The organism is Neisseria iguanae, from assembly GCF_003013245.1.
GTDB classification, from domain to species: domain Bacteria; phylum Pseudomonadota; class Gammaproteobacteria; order Burkholderiales; family Neisseriaceae; genus Neisseria; species Neisseria iguanae.
In genome coordinates this window covers 1-14,119 of the sequence record NZ_PXYY01000067.1, presented here as the reverse complement: position 1 = coordinate 14,119, position 14,119 = coordinate 1, and the positions used below count along the sequence as shown (strand labels likewise).

Here is a 14,119-nt window from a genome sequence, read left to right as displayed (position 1 = left end):
AAGCAAAATCATAAAACTTTATGGTAAGCTTCTGATATTTATATTAAAAACAAGTACCCAAAGCCCGGTAAACTTTCTGAGCAGAAATTCCGGCAAATATTACGCCTTTCTGCCTCAGGTTTGACTGCTTCCGACACAGCCGGATTAACGGCAGCCAGTGTCCGAAGTGCCAACAACCCGTTCCCCAAACTGCGGCACCGTATTGCTGACGAATGTGGGAAGCAAACCCCGTTTTCAGATATCACCGAACCGGATGGGCCTTATTCCGGTGCCAGACGCATCCGTGGCAAACGGGCTCGGGGAGCCGGTGGAAAAACCACCGTATTGGGCATATTGAAGCGTGATGACAAGGTCCGTACCGGAACCGTACCCGGTGCTTCAAAAGCCATGCTGCAAAAGGTTATCCGGGGTCATCTCCCTATCAAAGGCGTTACTGGTGGCCTGCGTGGTTCTGGTTGATATGGGCTGTGAAAAACACTTCCGTGTCCGTCACGCAGGTAACGGGCTTGCCGGAGGGGTTCGGCATATCAGCGGAATGGGGTCATTTTGGGCTTATGCAAAAAACACAGGACGGTTGAATTTAACGGCGTATCCGGACGGACGTTTTATTGGCACTTGGAAGAAACGGGATTCCGCTTTAATCACAGACATGATAACCTGTATGTAATTTTGTTGGAAATGTCACGGAATATGCCTTTGGATTAGATTTGCTTCCTAAACCCCAGAACCTATCTCAATAGAAATTTGGTACACTTATTACAAAATAAGTCAGAAGAAATGCCATGTCCGAATCCGCAGATAAATGGCTTATTTAGTGCTGAATGACGAGCCGAACCGTTGCTGCCTCCACGCAAACCACATCCTAAAAAAGGCCATCAGCCAAGAACCCTTAACCGTGATACCATGAACGGCATATTCTTTGTATTACGCACAGGCTGCCAATGGAATGCACTTAACGTAACCGGTACCTGCATTCCGGTTCTTCCCATAGGGGATTTCAAGAGTGGCGGGCAGCCGGTGTTTTTGAGCAACTATGGCAAAAAGAACCGGCACGCTACGATGAAATACAGGGTATGATTGGTCTTGGCTTTCTATCGACGGCACTAACACCCCCCTCTTGTCCGGCTCAAAGTCGAAGGAAAAAATCTGACAAATAGAGGGTAGGCAAGATATCAAACGCCGTCTGCTTACCGATAGAATCGGAATACCTTTATCTGTAATCATGGCAGGAACCGACCGGCATGATGTCAAACCGGCAGAGTCAGCTTTATCAGAAATACAAACAGCCAAACCTGATCGCCAAAGATGCCGGGCATGGTTTATGTATAGATAAAGCCTATGACAGTCCGCAGGTTAGAGAGTTTGTCCTCTCTCCCCGCATACGCCGCATATCCGTAGTCGCAGTGAAGAAAAGAAAGAATTAGATAAAAAGGCAGGATTGATGGCTGGACGATGGGTGGTTGAAAAAGAAGCCATAGCCGGTTGAATCGTTTTTGCAGGGTATTTGGTTCGCCGGGAAAAGCAATCTGAAAATTATCCGGCTATGCTTCATTTTGCATGTGCAATTATTGTGTGGCGGAATATCTGATGAGATAGGCTCTTAATCTGAAGAGACTGTCTGAACAGTCTCGTTAAGTTAAATCGACCATTAAAAAGAAAATGCCGTCTGAAAGGTTTCAGACGGCATTTTGATTGATTCACAAAAATTGATTATATGAAAAAGATGAGTGCAACCAATACGGCAATCATGCCATAAATCACCATTGGAATGACGGTTTTCTTAATAATCGCACCTTCGCACTTATCAATACCCAATACGGTAGACACCGCGATGATGTTGTTGATACACACCATGTTACCCATCGCACCACCGATCGACTGCATGGCCAGAATCAGCGTGACCGACAAGCCGGTATCCAACGCGATTTGCTGTTGAATCGGACCAAAGGTCAGGTTAGATACGGTATTCGAACCCGAGAAGAATGCACCGATGGCACCCAAATAAGGCGAGAAGTAAATCCAATTTTCGCCGGCAATGGCCGCAAATTCTTTACCAATGATTTTCACCATCGAATCATCACCACCAACCATCATCAATTTCACCATAATCAGCGCACCCATCAAAGCGAGCAATGGTTTTTTGGTTTGATTGAAGGTACCGACATAAAATGTCCATGCATCTTTGAATTTGGTTTGATACAGCAAAATACAAATCCACACGGTAATCACAAACGGAATCCAAGCCGGGACATATAGGGTTTGGTATTTTTCCGATACGGCTTCGCCGAAAATATTGCCGAACACAATCGTCAGCGATTGGGTAACGGTAATGTCGCTCAAACCCGGCAATGAGAAGCTGAACCATGGCTCGGTGCTGGTGAGCAAACCTTTAATGCCCAGCTGTTTGATACGGGTAATCACCAACATACCGATAAGCATACCCAATGGCGCCAATGCTTTGGCCACTTGAACCAAAGGCACTTTCTCCATATTGGCATCTTTCGGATAATCTTTGCTCAAACCCCAGCCTTTGTTGGCGGCAAACACAGACACCATCAAACCGATGGCACCAGCTACTAAGGCAGGGAATTCTTCGTTGACCATCGCCAACGCGACATAAGGAAGCGTACATGAAAAAACACTAATGCCGATAAAACCTAGATTTTTGCGGATTTCTTCTTTAGAAACAATGAAGCTCAAACCAATGACCGGAATCACGAAAGCGGCAAAGAAATGGATGATACCGGTTTGCTTACCGATGCTCAAAATATCGGCAGGTGTCAGATTCAACGGCGCAAAACCAAACCATGTAGGCGTCCCGACTGCGCCGAACGACACCGGCACCGAGTTCATCACTAGCGTGAAAATCGCCACACGCAAAGGATTAAAGCCCAAGCTCATCAGAATCGGCGCGGCAATTGCAGCGGGCGTACCGAAACCGGATGCACCTTCAATCATAAAGGCAAATGCCCAGCCGATAATCATCAGTTGCGCAACCGGATTTGGGTTGATGTTAGCCAGCCATTTGCGGATGATGTCAATACAGCCCGTGGTTTCCATCATGCGGTTGAACATAATCGCCCCAAAAATTACGGTAATCGGCGTTAAGGTTGAGACCAAACCAGATGCGGTGGTGGCGTTCAACAGCATGAAATCATCGCCGAAATAAATGATTTTAATCGCATAAATCAGCGCTGCCACAATCGGCAACGCGATATAGGAAGGCATGCCGTTTTTCTTCACCATCAGCCAAATCAGTAGGACAATGGGAAAAATACTGAGAAAAAGTGCCATACAAAAATCCTTGTATTACGTGTAAAGCATTCAATCAAGACAACCAAATAAAAAACGCCTACCTTAATTCAGCCCAAACCCATAGCGATTAAGGAAGCCGTATTTGAAATTGGCCACACCAATTTACTTATTATGCTGGTTACTTTACGTAATCCTATGTAAGTGGTCAAGTTTTTTCTCGTTATCGGTAGGTAAATCCATTTAAATTGAAATAATTATTTAATTAAATCAATATGTTATAAAAATAATTCAAAAGTATTACACATTATGCCTAGCTCTTTTTAAACACAACATACCCTTTAAAACAATAAAGTCCATTACCCATATAGCTAAAATATGGCTTCAATTAAAATTAATCATGAATAATATTTCAAAAATAAAATCAAATTCATGAATGTTCCTTTGTAAATCTCATAAATATTACAAAAAAACTACATCTCAATATAAACCATCCCAATTAATCCAAAACCAAGTAGATACAGGAAAGGCCATCTGAAAGAAAATTCAGACAGCCTTTTGCCGGGCTTCGGCATACTTATTCAATACCTGCCCATTTGTGTGTTTGCACGCTCAACTGCCAATGCACAGGTGCATTTGGACGGCTGTTGAGTAAACCGATTTGACGGATGGTGTCGTAAATATTCATGATGCCGTTTTGCTCACAAGGCGACAAATAAAAATGCTTGGCATGAATTTTGCACTCCATTTGTTCGCAAAAGGCCAATACATCGCCGTCGGCAACAATCCGCACTTCATCAGCCGTTGCAATACAGCTTTGTGCATATTTTGCCGCGTAACACGCTTTCGGACTGGTGGCGACAAAATCAATTTGCGGTGGGGCAGGATGAAGCCCGTTGGTTTCGAGGCACAAATAGTAGCCTGCGGCCTTGAGCGCATTGAGCAATGTGTTTAAATACAGCTGAATGGTCGGCTCGCCGCCGGTAATAATGACATTACGCGCGCTATAACTTTTCAGACGGCCTAAAATCTCTTGCAGGCTCATCAGCTCAAAGCGCAGGTAATCGGTATCGCACCAAGAGCAAGCTAGATTGCATTTTCCCAAGCGGATAAAAATGGCGGGCATACCGGTGTTGTAACCTTCGCCCTGCAGACTTTCAAATATTTCGACAATGCGGTATTGCGGGTTTACGGGTTCAACCACCATCACACACCCTCATACTCGGTGCAGGAAGTCGGTGTTTCCCAGAGCTTGACGCTGCAAACCTTTAAACCGGCTTGTTTCAGCCGCTCAAACATCACCATGCTCATGTTTTCAGCCGTGGTACGGCAGTTCAAGCTCAGGGTTTTCATGTTCCAACCTTCCAGCAAGGCCGCGATTTGGCTTTCACGCTCATTTCTGCCATCATAGATAAAGGCATGGTCGAACGGTTCGGTAATTTCTTGTTTGACAATGGCCTTTAAATCGGTAAAGTCCATCACCATACCTTCTTTCGCACCGCTTTGAACCAGGCCGTCTGAAACAGTGATTTCAAGTTTGTAGGTATGGCCGTGCAGGTTTTGGCATTTGCCGTCATGGCCATCAAGCATATGGGAGGAATCAAAGGAAAAGATTTTGGTGATTTTCATGATGTGTTCTTTGAGACCGTCTAAAATTGTTCAAACAGTCATTTAATAATGGAATATAGTTGGAATACAGTGAAATTACTAAAAATTTGGTACAGCGTTGGCCTGCCTTAACTCGAAGAGAGAGATTTTATAAGCCGTTGAAACAGCAACAGAATCGGTTCTGTACCAGCCTCACTGTTTGGGTCGTCTGGCCGCCTTGTGCCCATTCTTGATTGATTCCTCTCTAGATAAAAAATGTATTCAGACGGCTTGTCGGGCGGACAGATATTCCCTCAAACCGCGTTCGCGCAAGACACAGCTCGGGCATTCGCTGCATCCCCCGGCCACACCGTTATAGCAGGTATGCGTTTGCTCGCGGATATAATCCAAGTAACCTAATTCATCCGCCAATGCCCATGTTTGCGCTTTAGTCAGATACATTAGTGGCGTGTGGATTTGAAAATCATAGTCCATCGCCAAATTTAGGGTAACATTCATGGATTTGACGAAAACATCGCGGCAATCAGGATAACCGGAAAAATCGGTTTCGCACACGCCGACAATGATGTGTTTGATGTTTTGACCTTTGGCGTAAATACCCGCATACAGCAAAAATAGAGCATTGCGGCCATCAACAAAGGTATTCGGCAGGCCGTTGGAGGCCGTCTGAATGGCAGCGCCCTCTTCCATCAAAGCATTTCGGGTAATCTGCTGTATCAGGCTTAAATCTAAAACGGTTTGCCGAATACCCAAATCTTGAGCAATCCAATGCGCGCATTCCAATTCGATCGAATGGCGTTGGCCGTAATGAAAGGTCATGGCTTGGACATTGTCCCGACCATAAGTTTGAATTGCCTGAAGTAGGCAGGTTGTTGAATCTTGGCCACCGGAAAAGATGACCAATGCTTTTTGATTGTGCATATTGGTTCCTAGTTTTGGTATCGCGGGAGGATTACGAACCGCGTGTGATATGATAAGAAAATTGTTGGAACTGACGCAGATTAGCCCCAAACACCACACCATTGCCCCAGCATTTCAAGCTGCCCGGACGGTGCGCCAAAGTTAAAGCGGAACCCGCATTCTTTCAAGGACAGCGGGAAAGGTTTACGGCCAACCTCATTGTATTTGCGCAAGACGCACTTCGCCCGGTCCCAACAATTTCCAATGCCGCCGATAGGGTTTTGACGGTCTGCAAAAGGCTGTGAACGGTTGATGCGCTGCCCGCATCAAGCACGTCACAGCCCCTGTCACTACCGGTATAAACAATGCTGTTAGGTGTTGTTTGCTGTTTGATAACCGGAAATAACGTATCCTTCCCGTTATCCCCCACAACGGTGGTACCAACCTTTCCCTGCCGCTTTTTAAGATGCCGGATACCGCCGCTTTCCCTGCTGCCGCGCTTCCGCGTTTACCCTTACGCCGACCGCCGAAATAACCCCCGTCCGGCCCGGTGGGGCCTCTGAAAACCCTGCCGGCTTCCTGCGCCAAATGACAGGCAGCCGCTTGGCGGGTTTTGCGGTAGGACAACATAGCCCAACCGGGTTGGATACCCAAAATATCAGCGGCTGCACGGGCTGTGGCTTCCGGTATAAAAAACCGGAGGAGTTTTCTTTGGGTATTCTTTGTGAATTTGCAATGGTTATCTTTATTTTTGCAGTCTGACATGACTGTTAACCTATTTCAGCCCCAAATTGTTTTTCAGACGGCCCGAGTGTTTTTAAAACCAAGCTTAAACCAAAAAACCTGTCTGTTATTCCCGCCTACGCAGGAACAGCAACCTTAAATTTCAGCGTTTTGGCTGATTTTACAAAGGTTCCGACCTTTCAAAATATGTTCATTATAGCTGATAACGGATTTCAAACGGCCTAAAAAATGTAGAAAATGACAGCATTGTTTACACTTTTTATTTTTCGCTTGAAGACTTGTTTGGGGATTGCCGCATGTTGCCAATAATACCGAAAGGCACGGCAAAACCGTACAACTCTTGGGAAGAGTCAGAAATTCTAAAACAATGATTTCGGCAAAAAACAAAAGCGGTTCCGCATAAAAAGTGTTAAAACCCGACCCTTTCCAACGCCTAAAACCATCTGAAAATCTCATGATTAAAATTTAAAATAAAGAAAGCCTCTCTATTTGAGTGGCTTTCTTTATCAGAAGATTAACCTTCCAATTTCACTTCTACACGGCGGCCTCGAACGTCATTGCCTTGTGCGGCTGTAGTGTCTTCAGGCTTACGCAACTCGATGTTTTCTGCTTTTACGCCTTGTGCTTCAAAAAATGCCTGGACTGCTTGGGCACGTTTTTTAGATAATTCGGCATTTTCTGCAGCGTTACCAGTACTGTCAGTATAACCGCTTACCACCAAACGCTTGCCGTCTTTGGCAACTTTAATCAAATCAGCCAATACGGTTTCTGCATTTGCAGCCACATCACTTTTACCGGTTGCAAAGAAAAATACCGCACCGTCATTTTCGTGGTAAGTTACTTCGGCAGCATCAGCAGCCGGCGCAGCAGTTTCATTCGTAGCCGGTGCGCTTGCAGCTTCAGTTGCAGATGCTGCGGCTTGACTGGCTGAAACCGACACCGGAGCAGCAGGTTCTGCTTTTTTAACCGCTGCCTTACCGTCCTTGTTAGACAAACCCCATACATAGGCGGTCATGATGTGTAATTTGTCTTTATCTAAGAAATTACCCCATGCCGGCATTTGGTTGTGACGACCGTTAGTAATGGTTTCGATAATGGTTTTTTGCGTACCGCCCCATAACCAAATGCCGTCGGTCAGGTTCGGACCCAAACCTTGGATACCTTGGCCTTTGTCACCATGACAGGCGAAACAGTTTGCCGGCGGGCCATTAAACAAAGCCTGGCCGCGAGCAGCACGTTCTTCATCATATTGGTCTTTTCCTTTAGACAAAGACATAACATAATGCGCAACGTCTTTCACACGTTCTTCACCTAATTGCGGTCCCCATGCCGCCATCACGCCGGTACGGCCTTTTTCGATGGTTTCAGAGATTTGCTCAGGTTGCCCACCCCACAACCAATCATGGTCGGTCAGGTTAGGGAAACCTTTAGAACCTTTCGCATCCGAACCGTGACATTGGATACAGTAGGTATCAAACATGTTTTTACCGATTTGTTGCGCTTGCGGATCTTTAGCCAATTGCTCAATCGGCATTTTGGCAAACTTGGCATACATCGGTTGGTATTGCTCGTTTGCTTTGGCCACTTCTTTTTCATATTGGTTGTAACTGGTCCAATTCAAAACACCTTTCCAGTCGCCCACACCCGGATACAGCACCAAGTAAATGGCACCAAAAACCCAAGTTAAGATGTACAGCCAAAACCACCAACGTGGCAACGGATTGTTATATTCTTCAATGCCGTCCCATTCATGGCCGGTGGTTTCGACTTCTTCATCTTTTTTCGGCTGTTTCACCACATTTTGTGAGAAAAGCAGCCAAGCCAAACCAATAAAGCTAAAGAGGACAATGGCAGCAATGTATATGTTCCAGAAATTACTGGTAAATTGGGATGTTGTGTTCATTCTTTTGCTCCGTGACCACGGATTAACCGGTTATCACCCGTTTTTATCGGACGTATTTTCGTTATTGTCAAAAATACTGCTGGCCGCTTCATCATAATTCTGCTTATTGCGTCGGCTGAACACAATATAGATTACCAGCATAAAGCTGACGAAAACCAGAAGTGTAAAAAGCGAGCGAATCCAGTTAATATCCATGATATTACCTTACGTTTTTTAATGCCAAGCCCAAACCCTGCAAGTACGCAATCACCGCATCCAGCTCGGATTTGTTGGCCAACATTTCCGGTGCTTTCTGCAATTCTTCATCGCTGTAAGGCGTACCCACGGCACGTAATGCTTTCATGCGTGCCACAGTTGCTTCAGCGTCTACTTTGTTGCGTGCCAACCATGGAAATGCCGGCATATTGGATTCAGGAACCACGTCACGCGGATTTAGCAGGTGGATGCGGTGCCATTCATCAGAATAACGTCCGCCGACACGTGCCAAATCAGGACCGGTACGTTTCGAGCCCCACTGGAACGGATGGTCGTAAACAGACTCGCCGGCAACAGAATAATGACCGTAACGCTCGGTTTCTGCACGGAAAGGACGAATCATTTGTGAGTGACAGTTGTAGCAACCTTCACGCACATAAATATCACGCCCCGCCACTTGCAACGCATTGTAAGGTTTCACACCCGGAGCAGGTTCGATGACTGCTTTCGTGCCAAACAAAGGCACAACTTCAATCAACAAGCCGAAACTGATTACAATCACAGTGAAAACAATCAGAAAGCCGACTTTTTCTTCAGCTAATTGTTGTAATTTCATTTGGTAGCCTACTTTCTTGTTATTTAGTGGTGCTGTTGAGATACCGCAGGAATCTCAGCTTCAACAGGTTTGCCACTGATTACAGTACGGTAAACGTTGTATGCCATGATATACATACCGCCCAAATACATCAGGCCACCGACCACACGAATTGCATAGTAAGGCATAGTACGTTTAACAGACTCTACAAACGAGTAGGTCAAAGTACCGTCGTCATTCAACGAACCCCACATCAAACCTTGCACCACACCGGCAATCCACATCGCAGCGATATACAATACCACGCCGATGGTTGCAATCCAGAAGTGTGCTTCAATCAATTTCACGCTGTACATTTGGGTTTTACCGAACAAGCGCGGGATCAGGTAGTAAATCGAACCGATAGTCACAAAACCCACCCAGCCCAACGCCCCGGCGTGCACGTGTGCAACGGTCCAGTCGGTATAGTGGCTCAAGGCGTTAACAGTTTTAATCGACATCATCGGACCTTCAAAGGTCGACATACCGTAGAAAGACAAGGAAACGATCAAAAATTTCAAAATCGGGTCGGTACGCAGTTTGTCCCATGCACCGGACAAGGTCATGATACCGTTGATCATACCACCCCAAGATGGTGCGAACAGAATCAGCGACAATACCATGCCCAAAGATTGCGTCCAATCAGGCAATGCGGTGTAGTGTAAATGGTGGGGACCTGCCCACATATAAGTGAAAATCAATGCCCAGAAGTGAACGACAGACAAACGGTAAGAGTAAATCGGACGGCCTGCTTGTTTTGGAACGAAGTAGTACATCATGCCCAAGAAGCCTGCAGTCAAGAAGAAACCTACCGCATTGTGGCCATACCACCATTGAACCATGGCATCGATGGCACCGGCATACACCGGATAAGATTTCATGAAACCGGCAGGGATGCTGATGTTGTTCACAATGTGCAACAAGGCAACGGCCAAGATGAAACCGCCATAAAACCAGTTGGCTACATAAATGTGTTTTACTTTACGTTTGGCGATGGTACCGAAGAATACGATAGCGTAAGCCACCCATACCAAAGTAATCAGAATATCAATCGGCCATTCCAGTTCGGCATACTCTTTACCTTGGGTAAAGCCCATCGGCAGGGTAATCGCTGCTGCTAGAATCACAGCCTGCCAGCCCCAGAAGGTAAATGATGCTAACCAACCGCCAAACAAGCGGGTATTACAGGTACGTTGCACCACATAATAAGAAGTAGCAAACAGACCGCAACCGCCGAATGCGAAAATTACTGCATTGGTATGCAGCGGACGCAGACGACCAAAATGGAACCACGGTCCGATTTCAGATAAATTAAGAGCTGGCAAGTATAATTGGGCGGCGGCAATCACACCGACCAACATACCCACGATACCCCAAACTACAGTCATAATGGCAAACTGACGCACCACTTTGTAGTTATAAGTTTGTGTGTCCATGGGAGTCTCCATAAATTATGGGAATTGAAAATTTTTGTTTTACCTGCCTGAAAGTTTTTTACGTTTCCATAAAAAACATTAAGGCAAAGTATAAATTTTTCTAAATTTAACATACATACAAGGATGAGCCAAGCAATATTACATTTCTCCCGCACAGGTTTCCAACCACATTAAAAAATTAAATAATTATAATAATCAAATAATTATAAAAGAAAAATTTCTATAAATACTATCTGTATTTTTCAAACCTTGTTTTTTTAAAGACCTTTTGATGTAAATTAAATATCAAACATTGTATACCAACGTTATTCATTAACTTTAACAAATAAAGCAATAGAAATGATTAATTACAAAATCTCTTTCCGTCCTTTGAGTCATGAATATCAAATTACATTGAGCTTCAAACAAGACAATGATTTTCCTATCGAATTCAGCCTGCCCAACTGGGTACTGGGCAGTTATCTGATTCGTGACCTTTCCCGACATATCACACAATTGAGTGCTTTTTGTAACGAGACCGGTGTTGCATTGGCGCAATTGAGTAAGAACAAATGGCGGGCAAACGGCCAAAAAGGCGAGTGGCAAATTTGCTACACCGTTTATGCGTTTGACTTATCCGTGCGCGGCGCGTTTTTAACGACCGAACGCGGCTTTTTCGATGGCGCATGTGTGTTTTTAAAAATTCACGGTTACGAAACATGTTCACACAATGTCACCCTGCAAGATTTACCTACCCGATGGCAAATCGCCACTACCCTGCCCCAAACCGGCCCTGTGCATTTTCAAACGGCCTCTTACGCCGAATTAATCGATCATCCCGTCGAGACAGGCAACATTGAATTTTTGGAATTTACCGCCGCCGATATTTCGCACCGCATAGCATTAAGCGGCTTTCACCGCGATTTCGACCGCCTGCGTTTCATCAGCGACATTAAAAAAATCTGTGAAACTGAATTGGCCATGTTCCCCAAGCCTGCGCCTTTTCAAGAATATTTGTTTATGCTGCATGTCGGCGACAATATCTGGGGCGGCCTCGAACATATCAGCAGCACTGCGCTTTTGGCTGACCGCAACAGTCTGCCGCCGCACAATATGGGCGAAACCCACGAAGCCTACATCCAACTGCTCGGACTGTTCAGCCACGAATATTTTCATGCGTGGAACGTCAAATCGATTAAACCCGAAGTGTTTGTGTCTTACAATCCTGACCAAGAAAACTACACCGAGCAACTGTGGGCTTTTGAAGGTATTACCTCATACTATGATGATTTGTTTTTGGCGCGCAGCGGCGTGATCGGCAGCAATGCTTATCTGCACTTGCTCGGCCAAGCGATTACCCGCGTGCAACACACCCGAGGCCGTCTGAAACAAACCTTGGCCGAATCCAGCTTCACCGCATGGAACAAGTTTTACAAGCAAGACGAAAACAGCGCCAACGCCATCGTCAGCTATTATCAGAAAGGCGCGCTGGCAGCATTGTGTTTGGATTTGCTCATCCGCCAAAAAAGCAGCGGCAGACACTCATTAGATACCGTCATGCAGCAACATTACCGCGATTGGCGAAACACAGGCAAAGGCATTCCGGAGCAATTATGGCAGGTGCGCTGCCAAGAAATTACCGGCTTGGATTTGGCATTATTTTTTCAGACAGCCTTATACAGCACCGATGACTTGCCTTTGAAAGAATGCTTGGCCAACGCAGGCGTGGTATTGGATTGGCAACCGCTTCCGCGCAGTCATGGAGGCGGCTTGGCTGTCGAGTCGGCTTGCGTCAAACCGGCAAGCGATATCGGGGCACGCTTCAAACAAAACAGCGACGGCGCCACGCTGACCCATATCTTCAACGGCGGCAGCGCAGAAAGCGCAGCCTTGTGTCCGCAAGACAAAATCATCGCCCTCAACGGCTATGCCTGCAACGACCTGGCCGCACAATGGGCGCAGTTGGCTGTCGGCGAACGTGCCACCCTGCATTTTTTCCGCGCCGGGGTGCTGCATCAAGCGCATATTACTGTGCAAGCCGTTGAAGCGGATACGGCATTATTGAAAGTGGCGGACAAAGATTTGTTGGATAAATGGTTGTTCAACCGCTAAACTGTCAGACGGCCTTTTAATTATCAGGCCGTCTGAATACTTCTGTGAAAGGAAAATCATGGCTATTTTAAAATTAAGCAAACAGTTATACGTTTCTCCGCAACTAACCGAACAAGATGCCCAAGTAGCCGCGAAACTGGGTATCCAAACCGTTATCTGCAACCGTCCCGACGGCGAAGAAAACAACCAACCATCAGCAGAACAGGTTCAGCAATGGCTGTCGGCACAAGGCATTACCGCTTTCGAACACTTACCTGTTGTCGCGCCCGACATCACCGCCGCCGATGTTGCCGCTTTTCAAAACTTATTACAACAAACCGACAAACCCGTATTGGCCTACTGCCGCACCGGTACGCGCAGTTCACTGCTTTGGGCATACCACCAAGTACAAAACAACATGAGCGTTGCCGCTGCCAAAGCCGCTGCCGCCAAAGCAGGCATTGATTTGAGCAATTTTGACGCCAGTTTACAAGCCGCTGCCGGACACACGTCGGCTTAAACATGCCCATCATAAAAGGCCGTCTGAAACATTTCAGACGGCCTTTTGATTATCTTACATTGCGTTCAGTTTAAAATGCTTGCCGCGCAACCATCAGCACCAATTCAAATACAATGGAAAACAGCACCAACAAGAAAACAAATATTTGCGCTCCTTCTTCATCAGGCAAGCTTTGCACTTGCGGAGCTTGAAATACGTATTTATTCATAACATCTAGTAAAAGCTATTTGTTATACGGCGTTGTCGGACGAGGAGCATTTTACAACCCTCTTTCCGCACGCCATTTTACACACATGGAATCATCAAACTGTACATGCATTGTGGTGCACACCGTACCGGTCTTGCAATACCAACCCTTTTCTTCCAAGCAGAGAAGACCTTCGGCAAGGCTGTTTATTTTCTATATTCGGTATCTAAACCTACAACAGGATCTAAACCGCATATACGGAAATCGTTATCCTGTTTGTCTAAATATTGCATAGCAATAACATAAATTTTGGGGCTGAAATAGGTTAACAGTCATGTCAGACTGCAAAAATAAAGATAACCAATTGCAAATTAACAAAGAATATAATAAAGAGAACTTCTCCGGTTTTTTATACCGGAAGCCACAGCCCGTGCAGCCGCTGATATTTATTGGGCTATGTTGTCCTACTGCAAAACCCGCCAAGCGGCTGCCTGTCATTTGGCGCAGGAAGCCGGCGGGGTTTTCAGAGGCCCCACCGGGCCGGACGGGGGTTATTTCGGCGGTCGGCGTAAGGGTAAACGCGGAAGCGCGGCAGCAGGGAAAGCGGCGGTATCCGGCATCTTAAAAAGCGGCAGGGAAAGGTTGGTACCACCGTTGTGGGGGATAACGG

At 46.0% G+C, this 14,119-nt stretch carries 10 protein-coding genes and 4 pseudogenes; 5 read left to right on the top strand and 9 right to left on the bottom strand.

The window, feature by feature from the left end:
• Positions 1-36 precede the first annotated feature (36 nt).
• Both C7N83_RS09840 and C7N83_RS17030 read left to right on the top strand, forming a co-directional pair.
• Positions 37-705: pseudogene (locus C7N83_RS09840) on the top strand (IS1595 family transposase).
• 132 nt (positions 706-837) lie between these two features.
• A pseudogene (locus tag C7N83_RS17030) lies at positions 838-1,588 on the top strand (IS5 family transposase).
• A gap of 122 nt (positions 1,589-1,710) precedes the next feature.
• Here the strand turns inward: C7N83_RS17030 and C7N83_RS09825 are convergent.
• The 9 genes and pseudogenes from C7N83_RS09825 to ccoN all read right to left on the bottom strand — a co-directional run bounded on the left by C7N83_RS09825 (position 1,711) and on the right by ccoN (position 10,672).
• Positions 1,711-3,294 (bottom strand): L-lactate permease, encoded by a 1,584-nt coding sequence (locus tag C7N83_RS09825; RefSeq protein WP_106742351.1) that lies wholly within the window; start codon positions 3,292-3,294, stop codon positions 1,711-1,713.
• Positions 3,295-3,829: 535 nt separating this feature from the next.
• Entirely contained in the window at positions 3,830-4,459 is a 630-nt protein-coding gene (locus C7N83_RS09820) for a 7-carboxy-7-deazaguanine synthase QueE (protein ID WP_106742350.1), read from the bottom strand.
• Complete coding sequence (queD, locus tag C7N83_RS09815) at positions 4,459-4,881, bottom strand: 6-carboxytetrahydropterin synthase QueD (RefSeq protein WP_106742348.1); 423 nt, start codon at positions 4,879-4,881, stop codon at positions 4,459-4,461. Before queD ends, C7N83_RS09820 begins: the two co-directional genes overlap by 1 nt.
• Positions 4,882-5,121: 240 nt before the next feature.
• Positions 5,122-5,781 carry a 7-cyano-7-deazaguanine synthase QueC gene (queC, locus tag C7N83_RS09810; protein WP_106742346.1) on the bottom strand — a complete coding sequence of 220 codons (660 nt, stop codon included), beginning with the start codon at positions 5,779-5,781 and terminating at the stop codon, positions 5,122-5,124.
• 80 nt (positions 5,782-5,861) lie between these two features.
• Positions 5,862-6,525, bottom strand: a pseudogene (locus C7N83_RS09805) (transposase).
• A 493-nt stretch (positions 6,526-7,018) separates the two neighbouring features.
• Positions 7,019-8,407 (bottom strand): cytochrome-c oxidase, cbb3-type subunit III, encoded by a 1,389-nt coding sequence (ccoP, locus tag C7N83_RS09800; protein WP_106742344.1) that lies wholly within the window; start codon positions 8,405-8,407, stop codon positions 7,019-7,021.
• Positions 8,408-8,440: 33 nt separating this feature from the next.
• Entirely contained in the window at positions 8,441-8,602 is a 162-nt protein-coding gene (locus C7N83_RS09795; RefSeq protein WP_106742342.1) for a cbb3-type cytochrome oxidase subunit 3, read from the bottom strand.
• A gap of 4 nt (positions 8,603-8,606) precedes the next feature.
• Positions 8,607-9,218, bottom strand: a complete 612-nt coding sequence (gene ccoO / locus C7N83_RS09790) for a cytochrome-c oxidase, cbb3-type subunit II (RefSeq protein WP_106742341.1) — start codon at positions 9,216-9,218, stop codon at positions 8,607-8,609.
• Between the two features lie 23 nt (positions 9,219-9,241).
• The gene (gene ccoN, locus C7N83_RS09785; RefSeq protein ID WP_211296633.1) at positions 9,242-10,672 is read right to left on the bottom strand and encodes a cytochrome-c oxidase, cbb3-type subunit I; all 1,431 of its coding nucleotides are present in this window, start codon (positions 10,670-10,672) and stop codon (positions 9,242-9,244) included.
• Between the two features lie 339 nt (positions 10,673-11,011).
• On the opposite strand from ccoN, the gene C7N83_RS09780 reads away from it, so the two are divergent.
• The 3 genes and pseudogenes from C7N83_RS09780 to C7N83_RS09770 form a co-directional block, all read left to right on the top strand.
• Positions 11,012-12,763, top strand: a complete 1,752-nt coding sequence (locus tag C7N83_RS09780) for a M61 family metallopeptidase (RefSeq protein ID WP_106742338.1) — start codon at positions 11,012-11,014, stop codon at positions 12,761-12,763.
• Between the two features lie 58 nt (positions 12,764-12,821).
• A complete protein-coding gene (locus C7N83_RS09775; RefSeq protein ID WP_106742336.1) occupies positions 12,822-13,262 on the top strand; it encodes a TIGR01244 family sulfur transferase in 441 nt (146 codons plus the stop codon).
• Positions 13,263-13,799: 537 nt separating this feature from the next.
• Positions 13,800-14,119, top strand: a pseudogene (locus C7N83_RS09770) (IS1595 family transposase); the annotation flags it as partial.